Source organism: Paenibacillus sp. SAFN-117, from assembly GCF_051966115.1.
In the GTDB taxonomy this organism is placed as follows: domain Bacteria; phylum Bacillota; class Bacilli; order Paenibacillales; family NBRC-103111; genus Paenibacillus_L; species Paenibacillus_L residui.
On the sequence record NZ_JBQCLK010000033.1, the window covers coordinates 51,571 to 73,760 of the forward strand.

The 22,190-nt window shown below is 45.4% G+C and carries 17 protein-coding genes and 1 pseudogene; 15 read left to right on the top strand and 3 right to left on the bottom strand.

Annotated features, from left to right (window positions below):
• Positions 1-36: 36 nt before the first annotated feature.
• On the bottom strand, positions 37-840 hold the full coding sequence (locus ACTHRH_RS19750; RefSeq protein ID WP_440417238.1) for an AraC family transcriptional regulator: 804 nt from the start codon (positions 838-840) through the stop codon (positions 37-39).
• 196 nt (positions 841-1,036) lie between these two features.
• Here ACTHRH_RS19750 and ACTHRH_RS19755 point away from each other — a divergent pair, with 196 nt between their 5' ends.
• The 8 genes from ACTHRH_RS19755 to ACTHRH_RS19790 all read left to right on the top strand — a co-directional run bounded on the left by ACTHRH_RS19755 (position 1,037) and on the right by ACTHRH_RS19790 (position 13,248).
• Positions 1,037-2,461 carry a PQQ-dependent sugar dehydrogenase gene (locus tag ACTHRH_RS19755; RefSeq protein ID WP_440417240.1) on the top strand — a complete coding sequence of 475 codons (1,425 nt, stop codon included), beginning with the start codon at positions 1,037-1,039 and terminating at the stop codon, positions 2,459-2,461.
• Positions 2,462-2,683: 222 nt separating this feature from the next.
• A complete protein-coding gene (locus tag ACTHRH_RS19760; RefSeq protein ID WP_379287481.1) occupies positions 2,684-2,866 on the top strand; it encodes a hypothetical protein in 183 nt (60 codons plus the stop codon).
• Positions 2,867-3,674: 808 nt separating this feature from the next.
• Positions 3,675-8,540: an S-layer homology domain-containing protein gene (locus tag ACTHRH_RS19765; protein ID WP_440417242.1), complete on the top strand. Its 4,866-nt coding sequence runs from the start codon at positions 3,675-3,677 to the stop codon at positions 8,538-8,540.
• 264 nt (positions 8,541-8,804) lie between these two features.
• Positions 8,805-9,395, top strand: coding sequence for a TetR/AcrR family transcriptional regulator (locus tag ACTHRH_RS19770; protein WP_440417244.1), 591 nt, complete (start codon positions 8,805-8,807; stop codon positions 9,393-9,395).
• 59 nt (positions 9,396-9,454) lie between these two features.
• Positions 9,455-10,813 (top strand): MFS transporter, encoded by a 1,359-nt coding sequence (locus ACTHRH_RS19775; protein WP_440417246.1) that lies wholly within the window; start codon positions 9,455-9,457, stop codon positions 10,811-10,813.
• A complete protein-coding gene (locus ACTHRH_RS19780; protein ID WP_144938981.1) occupies positions 10,810-11,367 on the top strand; it encodes an NADPH-dependent FMN reductase in 558 nt (185 codons plus the stop codon). Before ACTHRH_RS19775 ends, ACTHRH_RS19780 begins: the two co-directional genes overlap by 4 nt.
• Before the next feature lie 513 nt (positions 11,368-11,880).
• Positions 11,881-12,555, top strand: coding sequence for a hypothetical protein (locus ACTHRH_RS19785; protein ID WP_440417249.1), 675 nt, complete (start codon positions 11,881-11,883; stop codon positions 12,553-12,555).
• A 42-nt stretch (positions 12,556-12,597) separates the two neighbouring features.
• Positions 12,598-13,248: an HD domain-containing protein gene (locus tag ACTHRH_RS19790; protein WP_440417251.1), complete on the top strand. Its 651-nt coding sequence runs from the start codon at positions 12,598-12,600 to the stop codon at positions 13,246-13,248.
• A gap of 23 nt (positions 13,249-13,271) precedes the next feature.
• Here the strand turns inward: ACTHRH_RS19790 and ACTHRH_RS19795 are convergent, their stop codons facing one another.
• On the bottom strand, positions 13,272-13,745 hold the full coding sequence (locus ACTHRH_RS19795; protein ID WP_440417252.1) for a DinB family protein: 474 nt from the start codon (positions 13,743-13,745) through the stop codon (positions 13,272-13,274).
• 814 nt (positions 13,746-14,559) lie between these two features.
• Between ACTHRH_RS19795 and ACTHRH_RS19800 the strand changes: the two genes are divergently transcribed.
• The 5 genes from ACTHRH_RS19800 to map all read left to right on the top strand — a co-directional run bounded on the left by ACTHRH_RS19800 (position 14,560) and on the right by map (position 20,427).
• Positions 14,560-15,732 (top strand): ROK family transcriptional regulator, encoded by a 1,173-nt coding sequence (locus tag ACTHRH_RS19800; protein ID WP_440417254.1) that lies wholly within the window; start codon positions 14,560-14,562, stop codon positions 15,730-15,732.
• Positions 15,733-15,750: 18 nt separating this feature from the next.
• Positions 15,751-17,031 carry a hypothetical protein gene (locus tag ACTHRH_RS19805; RefSeq protein WP_440417256.1) on the top strand — a complete coding sequence of 427 codons (1,281 nt, stop codon included), beginning with the start codon at positions 15,751-15,753 and terminating at the stop codon, positions 17,029-17,031.
• Between the two features lie 2 nt (positions 17,032-17,033).
• The gene (locus ACTHRH_RS19810) at positions 17,034-18,215 is read left to right on the top strand and encodes an MFS transporter (RefSeq protein WP_144938970.1); all 1,182 of its coding nucleotides are present in this window, start codon (positions 17,034-17,036) and stop codon (positions 18,213-18,215) included.
• Between the two features lie 856 nt (positions 18,216-19,071).
• Positions 19,072-19,674 (top strand): TetR/AcrR family transcriptional regulator, encoded by a 603-nt coding sequence (locus ACTHRH_RS19815; RefSeq protein ID WP_440417258.1) that lies wholly within the window; start codon positions 19,072-19,074, stop codon positions 19,672-19,674.
• 6 nt (positions 19,675-19,680) lie between these two features.
• Positions 19,681-20,427: a type I methionyl aminopeptidase gene (gene map / locus ACTHRH_RS19820; protein ID WP_440417271.1), complete on the top strand. Its 747-nt coding sequence runs from the start codon at positions 19,681-19,683 to the stop codon at positions 20,425-20,427.
• A 40-nt stretch (positions 20,428-20,467) separates the two neighbouring features.
• Here the strand turns inward: map and ACTHRH_RS19825 are convergent, their stop codons facing one another.
• Complete coding sequence (locus tag ACTHRH_RS19825; protein ID WP_260982136.1) at positions 20,468-21,211, bottom strand: GNAT family N-acetyltransferase; 744 nt, start codon at positions 21,209-21,211, stop codon at positions 20,468-20,470.
• Positions 21,212-21,552: 341 nt separating this feature from the next.
• On the opposite strand from ACTHRH_RS19825, the pseudogene ACTHRH_RS19830 reads away from it, so the two are divergent.
• Positions 21,553-21,876 (top strand): annotated as a pseudogene (locus ACTHRH_RS19830) (class I SAM-dependent methyltransferase); the annotation flags it as partial.
• Between the two features lie 4 nt (positions 21,877-21,880).
• Positions 21,881-22,156, top strand: a complete 276-nt coding sequence (locus tag ACTHRH_RS19835) for a hypothetical protein (RefSeq protein ID WP_440417260.1) — start codon at positions 21,881-21,883, stop codon at positions 22,154-22,156.
• The last annotated feature ends 34 nt before the right edge of the window (positions 22,157-22,190 follow it).

Consider the following 22,190-nt stretch of genomic DNA (forward strand, 5'->3'; position numbering starts at 1 on the left):
CCTTCTCTCACGGTCAAGTATTGTAAATTTTTGACCTTACGTGACATACTTAGCATGATTATGGTGCCTTCCCAATATCGGACGGTATTCACTCGGATTGATGCCGGAGAAAGAACTAAAGTCCTTTATAAAATGCGCTTGATCGAAATATCCGCAAGCTTGAGCGATATTGACCCACGAAATATTTTCCCCGGAATGAACGAGACGCAGAACTTCCTGGAATCGATAAAGGCGGTTTAGTCGCTTAGGTGTCATACCGACTTCTGCTTTAAAAATTTGGTTGAATCTTCGATGACTGATCCCGGTCTGCTCAATGATCTCAGCGATCTGGCAACCATGAAGGTGGTTCAATACGAATTGTACTGCCGGGTCCCATTTCAAATCTTTCCTCGCAAGAGACAGCAAGCTGCGTTCAAGCACTTGGAACATCTCATCCGGTCCAGGGGAAGCCAGCAGTTCGTCGCGAATCTCGCTTACTTTGGACCCCCACAATATATCTAATGGAAAATGTTTATTGTGAAGCTCTACGAGCGGTTCTTTAAGGAACGGGTGGATACCGCCTTGTTTAAAGTGGATGCCGATCACTCGCGACTCGCAGGCCGTATCGATAACAAAATATTCCGAGTGCGGACCGCAGAGAATTGAATGGCCGAAAACCAACTCGCGATGATTGCTATCGAACAGTCGGATTTTGTCCTCGCCAAGATCGATGATCACATCCACAGATCCGTCCGGCAAAGCCAGTTCCTTGGAATGCGAAGGATTATAATCTTCCATATACCAAAAATAATCGACGAACAACGATAACGGCATTTTCGGAATGTACGTACGATGCAGCAAAGGTGCCCCTCCCTTCATCATTGTAATAACACTAGCAGATTCCTCGTAAATTCGGAAGAATCTCATGGATCGATCCCTACTATTATTGTTTGTAATATTCTGGCTTGCCGTAGGAGCCGGGGTACCCGGGTAATAATAAACAATTATAGTCATATTCTTTATAAAACAAATCAATGAAAAAGGAGGGTAAAGTTATTTGATAAAGGCTAAAGTTAGTTTGCGGCCCATTGTCAGTAAGCTAAATTTACCCACTGTTTTGAAAACGGCTATACTTCCTGGCGATTCCATCGAACGATTGTTTATTGCAACCCAGGTAGGAGAGATCTTTTACATAGGAAACGGAGTTATAAGGACTTTTTTAGATATACGTCCACGAATTATTAAACTGGGTGTTTCTAGTGGCGGATATGATGAACGGGGATTGGTAGGACTGGCGTTTCATCCCCAATTTTACTATAATCGCCTGTTCTATCTCCATTATTCAATAGCTGGAACTCAAGGTCCGGGCGCTCTTCCAGGGGCGTTCGAATCTTTTAAGCCTAATCCGTGTGATCCCAGAACCTTAAGCCAAAGATGGACAAATAGAGAAACGCAATATGATCATATTGATACAGTAGAAGAATGGATTCTGCAATCGAATGGCCGGCCTCAAAGACGACGGACATTACTGAATTTAAGAAGACCATTTTTAAACCATAATGGTGTCAATAGCTTAAACTTTTCACCTGAAACAGGAAAACTTGTTTTGACAACCGGTGATGGAGGGTCGGGCTATGATCCCTTTAATTTAAGTCAAGATGATATGGAAATAGCAGGTAAAATCATCGAAATTGATGTCGCTAAAAATACATTTATCGATAATCCTCCCATAGTTACACGTTTTAATGAGCTGCCCGTAGCTATTCAAGAAACGCTTACGGTAATAGCCAAAGGAGTTCGCAATATACCGGGCATTTCATATCAAAGATTTTATAATCGGTATATCAAATACGTAGGAAATGTCGGACAGGATCTCGTAGAATCGATTTTTTCATTTATACAGTATAAACCAATACCGGTTACTCAGCTTGTTCAAGCTTATTTAATGAATTCAGAAATTGACCAAGAAGGATTTATTAACTTTGGCTGGCGAGGCTGGGAAGGTGCTTTTCCTACCTCCATAATAACAGGCTGCTCTGCAAATCCCGCTTTGACTCAGAAAACAATGGCTTATTACGATGAAGCAGTAAAAACTTCGGTGCAGCGTCTTCTGCCGCTAATCAGTTATTTTCATGAAGATCCCCGAACGGATAAGTTTAAAGCAACTGCACTTACAGGAGTCCAGCCCTATATGGGAAATGAGATCCCCGCTATATCGGGAAACGTTGTGTTTACCGATCTGGCCCGGGCCAAAGAATCCCAACTTCCGGTTAGAGGGGCTTTAGCATATACCAGGATAAGAACAGATTGTAAATTAAATGATTTTAGTGTTATTGAAACCGATTATAATTTTGGGTCTCAATCCGCTTATTACGTTAGTTTAGGGACGAATCTAAATCAAACCAGACTATATCTGGGCGTTTATGGCTCTACGAAAGTGGCTGATGCCAACCAAGGTACTGTTTTAGAAATTGTTCCATGATTCCGGTTTTTTGGGTCCGGACGGAAATCGGGCTTTTGTGGGACAAGGCACTGCCGAACCCAGAAACGGAAAATTGAAATCTGCAAGTAATATGTCACTATCTTCTAGTTACAGAGGGGCATTGGAGGAGGTATTATAAAAGTTACGCCATCAACAGGGCGCGTTCCCCGATTACAACCAGAACTTAAAATATATTAAGCAGCTAAAGGAGACAATGTATGTATGAAGTTTCCTATCTCTGAGCGCATTAAAATTCCGCCAGGATTTTGGGACGGATTACGTCAAATGGGGATTGCCCCCCACGACGCAGCCCGCAAAGCGCAACTGCCGCTTGCCATTATTACAGAACCAGTAGTCAACACTGCCCAATATTTTGCCATTTGGCAGGCATGGATGGGGGAATGATACCCACAATTTTTTAAGCTTGGGATGTGCACCTCTTCTGTCTTTCGCTTTCCGATCCTTTGTTTTTCGTGATGAATAATCTCATATTGAATACTTTAGCGAAATGGCTGGGCGGGCAAGCTCTCCCCTATCAATGGGAAAGAGCTTGCCTTTTGTATTACGAGTTGTGACCGATTAGCGGCGAACCACTTTTGTGATAATCCTTATATACATTGCTCTTTAAGTGGGAGGATTTCAAGGTGTTGACTTTCATGACCGGCTATTTCATAATTAAAATATTACATCATTTGGAGCGCTCCCAGATTAGAGAAATCTATCCTGCAGCCTACACTGGAAGCTATATTGCAGGTGCTGAGGTGTATTCTTCGTCGGAATACGAAGCTTTCCAAGCTGCGTCTTCCTTTCCTTGTTACTGTAATGAGAAATCGGATAGGCACTTACATACGAACAGGCAAAATGACGCACTCATCCCTTTCCTGTTCTCGGGATTGGGAGCGCTCCCATTGGATGGTTGATCTGGCCTATACCTCATTGAGTGATAGAACAGCAGGCTCTTGGCTGGAGAAGAAAATGGTATCTTAGGTGGTGATAGTTCCTCGCGTTCAAAGGTTTGCTCGAGATACAGCTAAAGGGGAATATATAGAAAAATTTGCGGGTAATTTCGGATCAGTCATTCATTATGCTCCAATTACAGGTCTGACGATTCGAGTTAAGCTCGAACGATATAACCACTCATACGCCCCTCTCCCCTTTGCCATCGTTTCATGGTTAGTAATATTAGATGATTTCATATGAGGTGATCCCATTAATGATGAAAGTAACTAAACGTTACCTTTCCATCTTGCTCAGCTTCTCGATAATTTTCGGGATATTCCCGTTGTCTGGGGCTTCGGCAGCGGATATGGGAAATGGCGGTATCGTAAATCCGGGGTTTGAAATGGATTTGGTAGACGGAACTATTCCCGGCTGGAGCCTGATTACGCAAAACACGATCAGTACAGTAACGGTCAGCACCTACAAGGCTCATAGCGGGTCCAAGAGTCTTCATTTCCATAACTCGAGCGCCGAGGAACAGCTGCAAGTATCCAGCCAAGCGATCCCTGTTGTTCCGGGGGGCAAATACAATGCCAAAGCGTTCGCGTATGTCGTCAGCCAAACTCACAGCATCGGTTATGAGGTGCATTATTACAATAACCAAGGCGATAAAGTCGGCAAAGCGGACTTTATCAATTTTGCCAAAGGCAAGCTGAAATTAAACGAGTGGAATGAGTTGGTTGTGCGTTTCGAAGTGCCCGCAGAAGCAACACAAATTCAATTGCGTTTTAATTCAGGCAGGATTGCGGTCACCGAAGTATATTTTGATGATGTTTCCATAGAGCTTTTGGAAGCGCCTTCAGATACGGAATACCCTCGAGAAGTATTGAATCCCGGGTTTGAGCAAGATGCGGTTGATGCCCGAATCCCTCACTGGGCTATTGACCCCGTAACTTCCGGAACGGTGGAATTAAGTAAAGATCGGACTCATAACGGGACATACAGCCTTCATTTTGTAGATTCGGTTGCGGATGCGGGTTCGACAGGCTTGCGGGTATTCAGCGATAAAATTGCGGTTGCCCCCAACGAATCTTACATTGCTTCAAGCTTCGTAAACGTCGTGAAGCAGACCCATAATATTGTATTGGAAGTTCATTATTATAACGCTCAAGATGTTAGGGTTGCCGTCAAGCAGGAGCTGTTCTCGGGGAATTCCCTGGGAACGAATCAATGGTCAGAGATGAAATTGTTAACTACTGCCCCGGCAGGAGCCGCTTATGCAAGAATAGGTTTATATTCGGGAGGAATCAGTTTGACGGAAGCTTACTTCGACGATGCTGCCTTTGAGATCGTGCCGCCGGAAGTTCCATTAGAGCGTGATTATCAGGAGCCTGTTGATCTCGGTCCGATGGTAAGCGTAAGCTTGGGGCAAGCGGGGGCGATTCAACAGAATGTTTTGGGTGACAATGAAGTCTATTTCCACACGAACGGCAAACCCGGAACCTTCGTAGTCGTCGATGGCGAAACCGGTAAGTTAAAGTTCTCTCAGGTCATCCCCAATACGGAAGCGACTTGGGCGATGACGATAGGTCCCGACCAGAATGTCTATTTCGCCGGCACTGGAGACGGGAAGCTGTACCGTTATCTGCCTGCGAAAAAGGAAGTGGAGCTGCTCGGTGTCAACCCTTCCGACAGCTGGGTATGGGATCTGGAAGCTGCCCCTGATGGGAAAATATACGGCGCAACGTACAATGACAAATCGTATGGCAAAGTGTTCGAGTATGACATTCACACCGGGAAATTCCGTGATTACGGCACCATTATGGACGGACAAGATTATGTGCGGGGGATAGCCGTCGATGAGAAATACATTTATGCCGGATTAGGGACCAGCATCCATTTGTTTAGAATCGATCGGGTTACGGGCGAGAAGACGGAAATTATTATTCCGGACAATGAACTCAATTTGGCAACGGGAGACACGGGAACTATTGCCGATGTGTTCGTTGTAAATGGAAAGCTCTTTGTTTCAGTCAGTACGATCAATATGGTCGTCATGAATATGGAAACATACGAGATTGAGCATACTTTCCAATACAGCAACATGATCTCGGAGCCCTCCCCTTTTAACCCTAACCTTATTTACTATAAAAATGGCACGGAGCTCTTCCAATACGACTTCAGCACGAACCGCTCGAGCCAAATAGAGCTGTCTGTTCCACTCCCGGACACCATTCGGGTTAAAGATATGCAGTGGATTAAGCTGCAGAGCGGGCCGAAAGCAGGACAAACCGTACTGACAATCATTACACAATACGGAGAGTACATCTTGTATGATCCAACGGATCAATGGCTGTCCTTTATCGAACTGGAAATTTCACCACAGCCTGTCGCCATTCAAGCGTTAGAAAAAGGCACCGACGGCCGCATCTATCTGGGCGGATATCAACGCGGCATGAGCATTTATAATCCTTTTACTAACCAGATTGATCTAAATATCTCTTCCTTCGCTCAGCCTGAAGGAATCGGGTTCCTTAACGATCATGTCTATTATGGAACGTATGTTGCAGCGGTCATGTATCGCCTTGACCCGTCGCAACCCATGGAGCTGAATACGAACCCGAGGATGGTCTATCCTTTCGAGAACATGCAGGATCGTCCATTCGCCATCACATCCGGAGACAATAAGCTGTTTGTCGGCACCGTCCCCGATTATGGTTTGTTGGGAGGATCCCTGGCTATCTATGATGAGACCGCGGATCATTGGACCCAATTCGATAACTTTGTTGAGAACCAAAGTATTATGGCTCTGGCCTACAAGGATGGTTATCTGTACGGCGGAACTACGATTTGGGGCGGATTGGGCATCAATCCTTCGGAGCCTGCGGCTAAGCTTTTCATCTGGGATGTGGCTAAAGGCCGGAAAGTTGCTGAATTTACGCCTCAAATCCCGGGCATTGATGAAGCTCCGAAGATGATTGGCGAGCTGTCCTTCGGGCCCGATGGCTATCTGTGGGGAGCCGTAGACGGAACCATCTTTGCGATGGATGTCGATACGAATGAGGTTGTAAAAAGCAAGCTCATTCGCCCAAGCTTGTACAACAGCAGCAAATGGAAGCCATACCGCTTGGAATGGAGTCCGGACGGTATGCTCTACACGACCTTATCGCGCAAGCTCATTGTCATCGATCCGGAAACATTGCAGCACAAGACGATTGTAGATGGTTTTGTCAACGATATGGCTATAGGGATCGACGGCAGCATCTATTATTCACCCGATGCCTCGACAAACATGTCCCGAATTGCCATACCGGAGACCGATGCCACTCTGTCGGCCATTCATGTCAATGGAATGCCGCTGGAAAGCTTCTCTCCGGGAATTTTACAGTATACCTATCCCCTGTCGTCCGCGGACGATGTTCAAGCCGTTGCGAAGCAGCCGGAAGCTGTAGTACATGTAGAATCTGTTTCGGAGCAAAAGCAAACCATTATCCATGTGACGGCCAAAGACGGGAAGTCCACATTGCAGTACAAAATTAACTGGAAGCCTGCCGATCCTCGGGAGACGGCCATTCAGGAAGCTATCGCTGCGATCGCTGCCCTGCCGGCCAATATAACCTTGAAGGATAAGCCTGCTGTGGTGGCGGCACGTGCGAAGGTGGAAACCGCGTTGAGATTGGGCGCACAGGAGGCCGATATTACCAACCTCAAGGTGCTCATTGCCGCAGAGGCCAGAATCGCCTTCCTTGAGAAGCCTGCCGATCCTCGGGAGACGGCCATTCAGGAAGCCATCGCCGCGATCGCTGCCCTGCCGGCCAGTATAACCTTGAAGGATAAGCCTGCTGTGGTGGCGGCACGTTCGAAGGTGGAAACCGCGTTGAGATTGGGCGCACAGGAGGCCGATATTACCAACCTCGAGGTGCTCATTGCCGCAGAGGCCAGAATCGCCTTCCTCGAGAAGCCAACTGAAGAAGAGCCGCCGCAGCCCTCTTGGGGAGGTTATGTCATACCGAAGGACAACAGCAGTAACGAGCAGCAGCTTGTCCTGCAGATAGAGGATCTAAGGCAAGAAGCGGAGAATGGAAAAGTGACGGTGGCTGTACCGAAGAAGGTTAATCAAGTCATCCTTCCCGGCAATGCATTCGAGGCTCTCGGACAGAACCGGCTGGTGATTGAAACCGACACATTTGCCGTTGAGCTTCCTGCAGATTTGTTGAAGCAATGGAGCGATAAAGCGGCCATAACGGAAACGACGGATTCCCAGGTCGAAATAAATATAAATCGGTTGCCGTCATCTGAAGCTGAGAAGCGGCTTGGCGAACTGAGGGATGACCATCATGCAGCGATCAAGCTTTCCGGGGAGATTATTGACTTAAGCTTAATTATGGTCGCGAAAGACGGACAAAGAACTAGCTTATCCCCCTTCCATCCGCCGATGACGATACGTGCACAAGTTGACTCTGCCCTGAACCCGAATTTGGTTGGCCTTTACTATATGACCGAAGATGGAACTTTTGAGTACGTAGGCGGAAGTTACATCGAGGGAGAATGGGTGGCCGACATTCATCGTGCCGGTACCTATGCCGTCCTTGAATTCAAGAAGCGGTTCATAGATATCCAGCCCTCCCATTGGGCCAAGGATGCCATCGAAGAGCTGGCAGCGAAGCAGATGATTACCGGTACGAGCAGCACGACTTTCGAACCCGATCGTTCCGTTACCCGTGCGGAGTTTACCGCTCTGCTTATCAGAGCACTGAATTTGACGCAGGCCGGTGTATTGAGCTTTACGGATGTAGAAAAAGGCGCCTGGTATGAAGAACCCATTTCCATTGCAGTTCAATCCGGCATTGCTAATGGAAAAAGCGCCACGGTATTTGATCCAAATGGAGATATCACGCGACAAGAAATGGTGACCATGCTAATACGGGCTTACAAAATTAGCAAGGGAGTCGAGTGGCCTGACTCTATGGAGTCCGGATTTACTGATGAATCGAACGTTTCCCCTTGGGCTCTCGAATACGTTAGAGCGGCCGCCGCGCTTCATTTGATCGAAGGACGTGAACAGGGTAAATTCATTCCGGACGGCATATCCACCCGAGCTGAAGCAGCTATGCTTCTGAAACGGCTGCTGCAGCAATAAATGATGGATTGGGATACCATGCTTAAATAGAGGGTCACATAACTTATATACAATGTTCCATGAAAAGCCCTCGGAATCGCTTAGTGCAATTCCGAGGGCTACCCCACTTTATGGTTCGTTTGTAATCCATTACACAATTTCGTCCTGAATCTGATTCAACACCAAATACCTATTTTCCACGAACAACTTGTTGACAATAAATCTGTAGCATTGTATATTGATGTCAGTGACAACTGACATAAAAAAATGGATTGAGGTTAATTCATGGCCGGATTTCAGAAGCACGAAACGACCGACAAGTTAATCCTAGCGGCGATTGATCTCATGGCGGAGTATGGCTATAACGGGGTCACGACGCAGGAAATTGCCGAGCGAGCCGGATTCAGCGAGAAAACGTTGTTCCGTCATTTCCAAAGCAAACAAAATTTACTCGAGATGGCTTTCCAGCGATACCACTATGCAGACGAAATGAAGCTTCTCTTCGAGACTCAAATCAAGTGGGACCTTCACACCGATCTATTGATGATCGCCCGAAGCTACCACGAGATCATGTACCGGAATCGGAAGTTGATCATGATTGCAGCTAAGGATGGCGGTAATCTCCCCAATTTCCGGGAGCGGACGCATCGACACCCGCAACAATTAAAAGCTTTATTGGTCGACTACTTCGAGAGCATGATCCAGAGAGAAAAGATGGTCGCAACCGACCCAGAGACGAAGGCTCTGGCGTTCATTTATATGAATTACGGCGCGGCCATCGGACGCATGAACGATGATCCCATGCTGAGGAACGTTCAGTTCGATAAATTAATCGAAGAAGAAGTGTGGCTTTTCGTTAGGGCTTTGTTGCCCTAATTTTTTCGAGCGATATGTCAGTCAGTCATGACAGTCATTCAATGAAAGGGTGAACCGGTATGGAAGTTGGTTTGCAAAAACAAGAAGGTGAGAAGCTGATGTACGTCGTTATGGCCACACTGGCCTTATCGGCGATGAGCGTGCTTATGTTCAACTTGGTGCTTCCACAAATTCGCGAACAATTCTCCGTTACAAACGCACAGGTGAGCTGGGTAACCTCGTCCTACACGCTCATTTACGGAATCGGAACGGTTGTTTACGGCAAGTTGGCCGACCGTTTTCGGCTGAAGAACCTGCTAACGTTCGGACTGCTGTTATTCGCCGCAGGCTCGTTAATCGGTCTCGCTGCACAAAGCTTCTGGATGGTTCTTGTGGGAAGATGTATCCAGGCTGCCGGCGCCGCCAGTATTCCAGCAAGCGCGATGCTGATCCCGCTCCGATATTTTCCTCCCGAACGCAGGGGGACCGCTATGGGGACCGCATTCATGGGATTGGCGATTGGCAGCGCGCTTGGACCGGTGTTGTCCGCCTTTATCCTTAGCATTCTCCATTGGAAATGGTTATTCTGTTTTCCCTTCTTCCTTCTGTTGACCCTGCCTTTCTATCGGCGTTACCTGCAAGAAGATGCGCGACAACCACAAGGGAGTATGGATTGGCTGGGTGGGGCGCTGCTCGCAGCTGCCGTGACATTACTGCTGCTTACCGTTACGTCCGGTTCGCTATGGTCGGCGATTGGCGGCATCGTCGCCTTAACGCTGTTCATCGTTAGAATCCGTACCTTCACGCCCCCCTTCATTGCGCCCGGGTTGTTCCGTAACCGCAGCTATACCTTAGGCGTTACGATTACTTTCTTGTTCAGCAGTATCGGCTTTTCCTTGCATTTCCTCAGTCCGTTGTTACTGGCGCAAGTCAACAAGCTTCCAGCCAGCTTGATCGGCTTCGCGCTCGTGCCCGGTGCCGTCGCATCAGCCATTTGGGGCCGAAGAGGAGGGAAAATTGCCGACACGAAGGGCAATGCTTCTCTTTTCAGTATCGCATCCGGGTTGTTAATCGCTTGCTTCGCATTGCTGTCTACGTTAATCGGGTTCTCTGCCGTCTATATCGCCTTGATTCTTATGCTTGGTCACGTGGGTCTGACCTTCGGCATGATCGCGATGTCGAACTCGGTATCCAGAACGTTGTCGAGTGAGCAGAGCGGGGTCGGAATGGGAATGCTCAGCATGATGAATTTTATCGGCGGGTCGGTGGCAACGGGGATTTACGGAAAACTGGTCGACTTTGAACAAGTTAAGCCATGGAACCCTGCGGCTCATCATTCGGAAGGAGCGATCCACGGCAACATTTTTCTCGTCCTTACGATTGCTATTGCAGCAATCTTATGGATATATCAAATCAATTTTAGGAGGAATGCTGTATGATGAATATCGGTATTATTGTAGGAAGTACTCGCCCGGGGCGCCACGGAGAGGCCATCGCCCGTTGGGTTTATGAAATCGCGAAACAACGTAAAGACTCGGTCTATGAAATTGTAGATATTGCTGATTATCGACTACCGTTTCTCGACGAACCGATGCCGGCTGCATTCGGTAGCTATACCAAGCCGCATACCAAAGCATGGTCGAAAAAGATTCAACAATTCGATGGTTTTATCTTTGTTACACCCGAATATAACCACTCGATTCCGGGCGCTCTTAAAAACGCCATTGATTATTTGTATTTGGAATGGAATAACAAAGCGGCGGGGATCGTCGGATACGGTGCGGCCGGAGGGTCGAGCGCCGTAGAAAGTTTGAGAATGATTCTGGCGGAACTGCAGATCGCCGATGTACGCAGTCAGGTCCGTATCTCGCTCCAAACGGATTTTATCAATTTTGAGACGTTCCATCCTGCACCGTACCAAGAAAAATCGGTCACATCGATGCTGGATCAAGTCGTTTCGTGGGCCTCGGCGCTGAGAACGATAAGAGTCTAGCTCAGCTTACATCATTAAGGAGCGGTTGCCCTAGGGAATCCGCTCCTTTCGTCCGTCTCTGCAAATTCAATGCATCGAGTTGTAATGATAACGACTGATCTTCTCGCTTATTTCATTCTCTACATATTCAATTGCCATCCATCGGGTACTTTTTTAACCATCCTTTTTCCCCAGGGTTTCAAATATGAAATAATAACTAAGAAAATTAATATCGAAAGAGATCTTCTCCAATAGTTCTTGTGTCAACCAGTCTAACCAATCTAACTCCATTTCGTAGTATGACCTGAGAAACCTTATATTGGCTCGCCTTCCAAATTTGAACCCCTTACATGAAATTTCGGGGCTTTATTATTTCGCCGGCAAAAGCCCCCTCCTGATACCGCATTTTCAGTTCAGTATAACAATTATAATCGTAATCTGGTAATATATAGCATTGAAGGAAGTGAAGCTGAGAATCGACATTCTCAAGCTGTTTGTCCGGATATGAAATTAATCTCTGAATTGGAGTGTATAATGGATATATTTAATAAGATGATTCCGATTAGAATGGTGAACAAATCAACTACAAATCAAAAAGTCTTTTCAATAGTAATTGCAATGATTACCGGAATTATTATGGGTTTGGCAGCAAAACTTGTGGATGATCCTAATATCAACCCAATATTTGACGATATCGGTGGACGTCTTGGTATATGGGTATTTGCTGCGACAATTTTATCGGTTTACAGCTACTCACCCAAACTGGCTGCTGTAAAAGTATTCGCCTTTTTTGCGTCGATGCTTACGATTTATTATGTTTACACAACGTTTGTGCTGCATTTTTTTCCAGAAAGAGCCATTATCTTTTGGGGGATATGCGCGGTATTATCTCCTATTTGTGCTTATATCATGTGGTATGCGCGTGGAAGAGGATGGTTTTCTAATTTTATCTCAGCCCTTCCCATCACAATATTGCTGTCAGAAGGGTTTAAATTACGCGACGCTTATTTACCCATTCACCATCATTACTATTTAGTACCATGGCTTATGGGAGTATATCTAATATTGATCGTTGTTTTGTTACTTATCATTCCGAAAAACAAAATGCAAATTTGGGTCATTCTGCCAACAGCTATTATATTATCTTTAATCATGTTAAATTTTAATATTTTGGGCCGGATATTTGCCGGAATGAACGGTGTATTGTAAGGCGTGTTCTGATTTTCATCCCTGTCAAATGGAGTTGATGAAATGGAGTTCGTTGAAGATAGATTATATGCAGAGCAATTGTTGAATGCTGCGGCAATATCAAATCCGGGAACTTGGGTTCAACACTCAATAAACGTGGCAAGAGCGGCGGAATATATAGCTATAGACTTACAAAAGTCAGGGTGCGAAATTGACCCCAATATAGCTTATACCAGTGGACTATTACATGATATCGGTCGGTATGTAGGTTATACCCCATCGGTTATTCATTCGTTGGATGGGTATTTATTTATGATTAATAAAGGCTACGAGGGAACAGCAAATATTTGCGTTACGCACTCATTTCCATCAACCAACTTAGAGGCAGTTAATGGTTGGAGGGAAATTCCTTCACACATACAGATACAATTATATGAAATACTTAATCAAATCGAATGGACTATCTATGATAAACTAGTCACATTATGCGACGCATTAGCTGATGATAAAGGATTTTCAACAATAGAAAAGCGAATGGTTTCGGCTGCCATTAGAAATGGAATCAATTCTAATTCGCCAATTTTATGGAAGGGTTACTTCAGTATTAAGCAAGAAATTGAGAAAGTGATTCAAAAATCAATTTACAGGCTGCTTCCTAATATTGAGGAATCTATTTATACGGATATCGCGTTAATAGGAACAGTAAGTAAATAACAAATTTCTTTCAATATCTCTTTTTATATGCTATGTATTCTTCTTGTTTCTTTTATTTGTTCAATGTGATGATAAGAATGATTGATATCGTGATTTAATGCGTCCCTTACAGTCGCCGTTCCATTCTGATGAACTAGGATACGGTCCAAGGAGTTAGGGATGATCTCGCATAAGTACGATATGTATTCCCGAATAGTACTAAACAGCTGAACTTCGATTCTTATATCTCTTTGATTATGATTCATTGATTGATTCCAAACGTGTGCGTCGAACTCATTAAAGAAATACTTCTCGCCGGTATTAGCAAGTGCATATCGATTAATTTGGAAATAGTTTAGATCGCATTCAACAATATGATGCACTATTTCCCTTATGGTCCACTTGCCTTCCCCTCTAGATAAATCCAATTCTCTATCGCCTAAGCCGTCTAATACCTCCATGAGTATCCTGGCTGCTTCCCTATACGTTTGAATTACTTTAAAATCCTCTTCTTTCATAAAAATAACTCCCTTGTTCGGTTTTTAGGATTTATGCCGATTTCACATTACGTTTCGTATTCATGAACCCTTGAAAATTAAGGTCAGCATAAGTATTTATTACCGATAAACGTTCAACTATTCTTCTTCCATTGTTTGAATGAGCTTCAAGGGCTTCGAACCCATTGATTGGGTAATGTATTCCTAAGGATGGCCCAATTCATAATAAGACCTCATTACATGATCTTTTAATGAAATTATATCATAAGTTTCAGAGCTTAACCTTCGTGAACTTTCGCATAACGTACTGGGTATTCACCAACTTCAGCGACTGAAAACGTCCGCGACGCCGTTGTGGGTACTAGTATTGTTTCCCGATTCTACTTCCCCGAAAATCCTCTTGGCGACCGAGGGAATAATGGACCCAAATTGCTCCTCGTTATATGTTTCCAACGCCTCGCCAGGTAAATATTCCGTTAATGAATAGCCGGTTTTGGACATTAACTCTTTTTCCTTTGTTGGAATAAGCCTTCCTTGAATCCATCCTAGATAAGGACAGCCGGACTTTCATCGCCCACCTCTACCCTGCTTGTGAATTGGAATATGTCCTTTGATCCCGACCAACTTCCTCATGTTCAATCCAGCCATCCCAATTGTTGTTAGGAATTGTTATTGACGATGATGATGTTAAGGATGTATTATAAACTTAAATCAAGATATTACCCTGTTTTCATATTCCATACTATATATTTTTTATCTTTTCAACTCAATTAAGTATGGTTTATAAACTTAAATGTATCTGGAATTAATGACGAAAGAAGTGTGATCACTAGCAATGCAAGTACATTTGCCCAGTACGATTCGGAAGATGAACAAAGAAATCGTTCTGAACATCATTAAAGATTCAGGACCTCTATCCCGCACTGAAATCGCCAAACAATCGGGCATTACGAAAGCAACCGTATCCGACATCGTCAAGGATCTGATTGAGGAAAGACTGATTTATGACGAGAAAGAGGAAACCGATTTCAGCAAACGGGGCACCAAGCTTCATTTTTCCAAGAATGCCGCCTATGGGGTTGCGATTGATTTGGGCGGGACATCCATTCATTTCGGACAGTTCAATTTAGCCGGGGAATGCATCGCGGAACAGACCGTCACTACCTATCCCCTCTCGACCAAACAAGCTTTCTTGGATCAGATGGCAGCGGATTTGAAAGCCTTTCTCCAACAATCGGGACAGCCGATAGAGCGTCTTTCCTTTATTGGTATAGCTACTCCGGGGATTATCGATCCCGTGAACGGCGTCGTTTTGGAAGGCTCCCCTAATTTGCCCGAATGGAAGAACGTTCAGCTAGCGCAGTATTTTAACGAGGTGTTTCATGTCCCTGTCACGATTGAAAATGATGTGCGCGCAGCGCTTGTCGGCGAGATGTACGAAGGAGCTCTTCAAGACTTAAGCTCCGCTGTATTGATCGGGATCGGCACGGGATTGGGTTCTGCCGTGCTTATTGATGGCAAGGTGATACGCGGCGCCAGAAACGCTGCCGGAGAAATCGGATACATGGTATTTCACAACTGCCATTTGTATGCCCCGTCGGATAAAGGACATTTTGAAATGATCTGTTCCGGTTCCGGGCTGGAGGCCGCTGCCCTGGCTTTATACAACAAAAAACTCTCGGCCAAGGAAGTGTTTCGTCTAGCGGAGCAAGGCGACTTGCAGGCCAAGTATTTGGTCGATCAATTTGAGGATCATTTGGCGATGGGCATCTTGAATATCATAGCACTATTGAATCCGGAAAAGATTTTGTTGATGGGCAGCGTCACCAAATCATTATCTCTGGAACAACTGAAGCGTAAGGTACGTCTTCATGCTTCCGATGTAACGGACGTAGCTATTGAAATTTCTAATTTGCAGCATCATTCCGCTTTGCAGGGCATGGCCTTGTTAGGCTTGAATCAAGCCTTCCCATCTTTACAATTTCTGAAGGACAAACAACTTTATTAATAAGGAGCGTGGGTTCAAATGTCAGGCATTCAATTGCATCCTCACGATATTATAGATGAAGGTATGCCGCAAATTATCGCCTACATTCATAAATTGAAAGATGTTAAATATGTTTTTCCCGAAGTGAACACGATCTTCGAAAGAAACCCTTATCCCGTTGGAAAATTGCCCCGAAATCCAGTACGCGATGTCGTCTTCGGTACAGGCACAATGCATGCGATTCTGCCTTCCTATGAAGCTTCCGGGCTCGATCAACGCCGGGAGCCGACACTGTCTGCAGAACGCGATCCGCTGATGATCATTAAGGAAGCGATGCAGGACGAGCCATTCGAAGTGATTCCTTGGTTGAATATTTTGAACGGCCATTTCGAAGGGGATCTGCTCGCCAACAATTTGGTCACGGATGTTTACGGGCAGGTCATCCCCCACTGGCTGTGCCCGAATGCACCGGATGTCATTGATTTCTGGGAGAAGGCGTTCGTGGATTTGTATCGGCGCTATGGCTTCACCTCTTATATGATCGATCGCATCCGTTATCCGGATTGGGCCGGCGAGGAAGTGAATCCCAGAGGACTGCTTACCTGCTTCTGCTCCCATTGTCAGGAGAAGATGGCCCGGCAGCATTTAGATGTGAATGCGATTAAGGAAGCACTGCAAACCTGGTCTATGAAATTAAAAGAAAAGCAGTTTGATGATGCCGTCTCTCATGCAGAGCAAAACGCACATATTCAGGCATGGATATCTTTCCGCCAAGAAAGCGTTTCCGGTTTTGTGGGACGGTTGATCGAGCGGGTAAGAAAAGTCAATGACGCCTTTACGATATGGTTGGATCTATGGCCGCCCGCCTACAGTTGGATGCTCGGGCAGGATTATGCCGGCTTAACGAAGCTCTCCCCCGCCTTGAAGCATTTCCCTTATCACAAGCTGGGCGGTGGTGCCGATGTGCAGGGGTTGATCGGCTATCTGGCCGATACCGAGCAGGAGCAAGAGGAAGCCTTCCGCGCGTTCAAAAGGTTCTTCCATCTGCCCTATGATTTATCTTACAAAACCTTTCAAGAAGAAGGCTTCCCCATTCGGTTCGTCGCCGATCAAAATAACATCGTGCGTGCTCAATCCGATCCGAACACACGCATATTCAGCGGTATTCAGATGTGGAATCTATCGCCGTCCAATTTGATAGAGGCGGTGAAGGCCGGCGAGAACAGCGCCGCGGACGAGCTTCTCTATTATTGTTACGGTTGGGCTGCGGACGAATTGTTCGACGCCATTCAAAGTTATCGGGAGAAAGGAACGAACTAATCATGCAGAAAATACAACGGCCCATTATATTTTTCCTCATATTCGCCACCATGTTTGTGTTAGGCGGTATCCAGAACACGAAGGGCATCATCTTAGAGAAAGTGCAGAACGATATCCAACTGGATATCAGTCAAGTGGGCGTCATGGTTTCGGTGTTCCAGATCGGATTTCTGCTGGCCAGCCTGATCGCCGGCATTTTGGCGGACCGCAAAGGCATTAAAGTGGCCATGAGCATCGGTACCGCACTAATGATGATCGGTTTAATTGGAACGGGGGCTGCCTTTACCGTTGCCTTCTTTCTAGGCTTCTATCTGATGGTCGGGCTGGGCATCGGGGCGATGACCGTGTCGGTGGCTACGCTGATCCCCATTTATTTTAAAGAACGCGCAGGCGTGATCTTCAATTTGGCCAATGCCTTGTTCGGCGTAGGAATGATTGTCACTCCGCTAATACTCAATGCCATCTTTGCTCAAAATATAAGCTGGCGCTTCTTTTATATCGGAGTTTCGGTTGTGATTGCGATTATTTTATTCGCGCTGCTCTCCTTTAAACCGGCACAACCCTCCTCTGCTCAAGGTCAAGATAAAGTGACGGTCAAATCCGTACTGCAGCTATTTCAAGATCGCCAAATTTTGCTTGTTATATTATTCATTCTGTTCTATGTCGCGGCAGAAGCCGGGTTCCTGAATTTCTTCCCGATTTTCTATTCGTCGCTCGACATTGCCGGGATGGATGCCGCGCAGAAATCGTCTACTGCGGCCTATATCATCGCAAGCTTCGCTTTCCTGTTTACCATCGGCCGTTTTGTAGGCGGCATTATCATTTATAAGCTCGGCGAAAGACGCACCCTTATTGCTTTCTCGCTATTCGCGCTGCTGTCTCTGATTGTTGGACGTATATTTATGACCGAATTCAGTTATTTAATGATGCTGTTCGGTCTCGCCATGTCCGTCCTGTTCCCGACTGCACAAGGCATTGCCTCGAAGCTGACGCAGCAAGCCGGTTCCTTGCAAGGCCTCATCTATCTCGCCTCCGGACTCGGCGGAGCCGTCGTCGGCGTTGTGATCGGGCAAGTCTCCAAAACGTTCGGCATCGGCAACGGGTTTAATTTGCTTATCCTGTTTACCGCCATCATATGTCTGCTCGCCTTCCTGATCCGAACTCCGAAGGTGACCGATCAGTAAAGAAAAGATCATACGGAGCATTTTCATAATGCTTTAGCCCGACGAAACAAGCTAAAGACTTATCCCAAGAAGAGCGAGATTAGTGGTCAACATCCGCTAACACTCGCTCTTTCTCTAACCGACTGGCTGCAAACTTATGTGAATACATACTGATAAAACTGTTTCTGGATGTCTCTGGACCAACGTTTCGCCATTAACGTTGAAATAACTTAAGGATATCGAGATTATCAGTTACACAAATAAGTTTTTCTTTATAATCACAGTTTTTTATAAAATGTGGAAGCTTCTCGAGATTGTACTTTTTGTTCCACTCTATTAGGTTTCTAACACTTTCAAGAGACTCTCGTTTTTTACTCCCAACACTCCCTGTAATGCGTTCTTCATATCGTTTCCATATTCTTGTTTCTTGGACAGACAGTGGAGTCATAATTACAATAATCTTGTCGGCAGCTAAAAAACTCGGTTCTACCCATGATCTGTATACACCTTCAATGATCCAAGCGTCGTGACTCACAATCTCTTTAAGTTTTTGATCCCGTAGTTCCTCTGAAGCCTTCACCCCATAAATATCTGCTTCATTATCCCAAAAAATATCGTCTAAATCATAATGTGGAATATTAAATTGTTGACTTAATAATTCTGATACATATGACTTACCGCTTCCTGAACCACCAATAATATGTATTCTTATGACAGTCCCCTCCTATCAGATTTTTAATATATTTATCATTTTACCCGACTCTTTTCCTTTGCGGCCTAGTTTTCTTAGTCCATTATAAAGCACTTGATCCTTACTTCCAAATGAAGTATATTCATTTTAGATTGACATTACTGCAGGTCTAAATAAGGAGGAGCCATGTCACCACGTACCAAAGAACAGAATGATGCGATCCGGGAGATGCGGATGAACCAAATTATGCAAGCGGCTGCGGAAGTATATTTGGAGAAGGGCATTCAATTGGAAATACGCGATGTTGCGGTCAAGGCAGAGCTCGGCTACGGAACCGTGTATCATTACTACAAAAATAAGCACATGCTTCTGGAAGATTTACTGTGGGATGCTCTGAATCGGACAGAGTCGGCAGTAATGCCTGCTTTGACAGGAGTCGGCGGCGGTTTGCATAAAGCTGAGTCGTTCTCCAGGCTGCTCCTGCGGGAGTGCATCCAGGATCCTTCCGTCTTTATTTTGCTTAAAACGGTTGCGGATAATTTCCACCACTTCCCGGGTAACCGGTTCAGCAAGCTGTTTGCCGATTTTCAGGAACGGATTTATTTGCCCTTTGTGGAAATGATTCGTGAAGGAGTCGGTTCTAAATCGCCGGAGAAAACAGCTAATCTGATATTTGGCTCGCTTGTTGGCTGCGCAGCATTGAACATCCACCACAATATGCGGAACGAGATGGATGTGGAAGGGTTCGTCGATATGATTTTTTCAGGCATACAGTTAAAGGAGAGATGAATGGAAATGGTCATTCTGAAATCGAGAGCAGAAATTGAAGAAATGAGAAAAGCCGGCCGAATTGTCGCTGCTTTTCATCAAGCAATCGCAGATATGATCCGGCCGGGTGTCACGACGCTCGATATCGAATCTTTCGCGGTGCGGTTCCTGAAGGAGAATGGCGCCAAGGCTTATACGATAGGCTATAACGGCTATCCGTTTGCGACATGTGCGTCTGTCAACGACGTCATTGCGCATGGTTTTCCGAGCGGGAAGCCGCTCAAGGAAGGCGATATCGTCAAAATCGACATCGTCGCGGAGGCGGATGGCTGGATCGGGGATTCAGCTTGGTGTTATGCGGTCGGCGAGGTGTCGGAAGAAGCCCGTAATCTGATGCGGGTAACGAAGGAATGCTTATATCTTGGTATCGAAAAAGCTGTCGTCGGAAACCGGATCGGCGATGTGATGCACGCGGTTCAAACCCATGCCGAGCGAAACGGATTCTCGGTAGTGCGTGATTTGCTCGGTCATGGCGTAGGAAGGGAGATGCACGAGGAACCTAATTATCCCCACGTCGGAAATCCGGGCAAAGGGTTCCGCTTGAAGGAAGGGATGGTTTTTACGATCGAGCCGATGCTAAATGCCGGAACAGCGTTAATGACGATTGATGCCGACGGATGGACCGCCAGAACCGCTGACGGCTCACTTTCCGCACAGTACGAGCATACGATCGCCATTACTGCGGATGGCCCGGTTATATTGACCGCACAATAGAATTTTCAATCCTTTTCATGGGATATTTCTTGAGATATGATTACTGTTCAAATCCTTCGAAATTGCATCGCCAATCAGACACCCATGCGGGAAAGTACCCTATTCGGTGAGCTACTCTCTGTGAAGCAATGTTACTGGCGATTACGTCATAACTCGGTATCTCTCCACGCCCCAATATTTCAAAAGTTAACCTGTTTACAAGATAACTAGCCAATCCCAAATTACGATATTTGGGTAATACTTCTATGCCAATTTGCCACAGTTTTGCACAGGTTTTGCTTGCTCCAGCCACACCAACAATTTCCCCATCTCGCTTTGCAAGCACAGCTAGATCCGTCTGCCAGGGAAGATTCGTATCGTATATAATAGCTTCATTGAATCTTGTAACATCAAATAAACTGACCACTTCTTCTCGCTTAATCCGTTCAAATGAAAAAAAATTCGGCGGTGATATTGGCTTTATTCTTTTTACATCAGGCAGAAAATGCAAGTAAAGACCTCTGATAAATGGTAAGGAGAACACGGTATCCCTGTTTTTGCCCTGCATCTGTGTTTTGGCAATTAACAACCGTTCGGGTGTAGCCGATACTACAATTGATTTCCCCATAGACACAATTTCGAAATAACGTGCCTTCCTTGGAAATGGTCTGCGTCCGGGATTTTCCTTGGCTTCAACAAAAATAATGCTGTCCTTTTCCCCGTTCAGGTCATCGATTGAGCAATTAAGGTCAATGGCAAGTTGTGATTGCACAATGAACAGCATTTCTTCTTGTGTCATAATCATCGCTACCCTTCCTTTCGTTTCGGAACTCAACGTAGCTCGTTATTCTTCTGATACTTCCAAGTTAAATATGGCGTGTCGGTTTTCCCCCTCCCTTATCGTTTTGCGCAGTCGTGGTCGCATAAATAACATACAGTTTTAACCCGAAAATGAATAGACTAAATTTTTTAAATAAGCGATTATGGAACTCTTACTGATCTACCGGGTGGAAGGTTTTGGGTAGAATCGTTTATACAAAAGTGGTACATTATTTGGGAATCAATAGCGCAGAGTGTTCGGGTTCGATACGTGTGGTTGAGATAACGCGCAAGTCGGAATACACTTTTAGTTTGGGAGGGTTCAGTATGGACAAGAATTCGGTATATAGAACAAATATTATAGGCGCCGGCGAGGTTGGCAGCGCTGTCTCGGTCGACATGGATAAGAATTATGTGCATAAAACTAACAGCTTTTATTGGGATACAAAAGGAAATGACTTCTTAGGAGCAATCGTGCTTCCTTTATATGGAGCATATGTCTCAGAAGAAAAATGCCGGCTTTTTGGCGACGTCACAGGGAAAAAGATGCTGGAGATAGGCTGTGGAAACGGTCAATCCTTGCAATATCTGGGGGAACGCAAAGCATCCGAACTGTGGGCTGTGGACATATCTGAAAAACAAATGGAGGAAAATTATGGACAGGGTTTTGCATGAGATAGCCACTTCGGTTAAAGGAGAAGATAGAAGATTTATCATTGGGATTTCGGGTCATGGTGCGTCTGGAAAGACAACGTTTGCCCATAATCTTGTAAAATTTCTGGGACATAACAATGTAAATTATATCAATACAGATCCTTATATTATCGGTTCTCATCTTAGGAAGTATACCTTAATTAGTTATGAATATAAGAATGAACAGCATCAAGATATAGTGGCACAAGAAGTCAAGACAGTTTTTTTTAATTTTTAAGGTGTGAAATCATTCACGAAGCGTTCTTTTGATA

Coding starts and splice junctions, on each gene's coding strand:
- ACTHRH_RS19760 (WP_379287481.1), top strand. CDS start 2,684: ATGAAGTTTCCTATCTCTGAGCGCATTAAAATTCCGCCAGGATTTTGG.
- ACTHRH_RS19765 (WP_440417242.1), top strand. CDS start 3,675: ATGATGAAAGTAACTAAACGTTACCTTTCCATCTTGCTCAGCTTCTCG.
- ACTHRH_RS19770 (WP_440417244.1), top strand. CDS start 8,805: ATGGCCGGATTTCAGAAGCACGAAACGACCGACAAGTTAATCCTAGCG.
- ACTHRH_RS19775 (WP_440417246.1), top strand. CDS start 9,455: ATGGAAGTTGGTTTGCAAAAACAAGAAGGTGAGAAGCTGATGTACGTC.
- ACTHRH_RS19780 (WP_144938981.1), top strand. CDS start 10,810: ATGATGAATATCGGTATTATTGTAGGAAGTACTCGCCCGGGGCGCCAC.
- ACTHRH_RS19785 (WP_440417249.1), top strand. CDS start 11,881: ATGGATATATTTAATAAGATGATTCCGATTAGAATGGTGAACAAATCA.
- ACTHRH_RS19790 (WP_440417251.1), top strand. CDS start 12,598: ATGGAGTTCGTTGAAGATAGATTATATGCAGAGCAATTGTTGAATGCT.
- ACTHRH_RS19795 (WP_440417252.1), bottom strand. CDS start 13,745: ATGAAAGAAGAGGATTTTAAAGTAATTCAAACGTATAGGGAAGCAGCC.
- ACTHRH_RS19800 (WP_440417254.1), top strand. CDS start 14,560: ATGCAAGTACATTTGCCCAGTACGATTCGGAAGATGAACAAAGAAATC.
- ACTHRH_RS19805 (WP_440417256.1), top strand. CDS start 15,751: ATGTCAGGCATTCAATTGCATCCTCACGATATTATAGATGAAGGTATG.
- ACTHRH_RS19810 (WP_144938970.1), top strand. CDS start 17,034: ATGCAGAAAATACAACGGCCCATTATATTTTTCCTCATATTCGCCACC.
- ACTHRH_RS19815 (WP_440417258.1), top strand. CDS start 19,072: ATGTCACCACGTACCAAAGAACAGAATGATGCGATCCGGGAGATGCGG.
- map (WP_440417271.1), top strand. CDS start 19,681: ATGGTCATTCTGAAATCGAGAGCAGAAATTGAAGAAATGAGAAAAGCC.
- ACTHRH_RS19825 (WP_260982136.1), bottom strand. CDS start 21,211: ATGATTATGACACAAGAAGAAATGCTGTTCATTGTGCAATCACAACTT.
- ACTHRH_RS19835 (WP_440417260.1), top strand. CDS start 21,881: ATGGACAGGGTTTTGCATGAGATAGCCACTTCGGTTAAAGGAGAAGAT.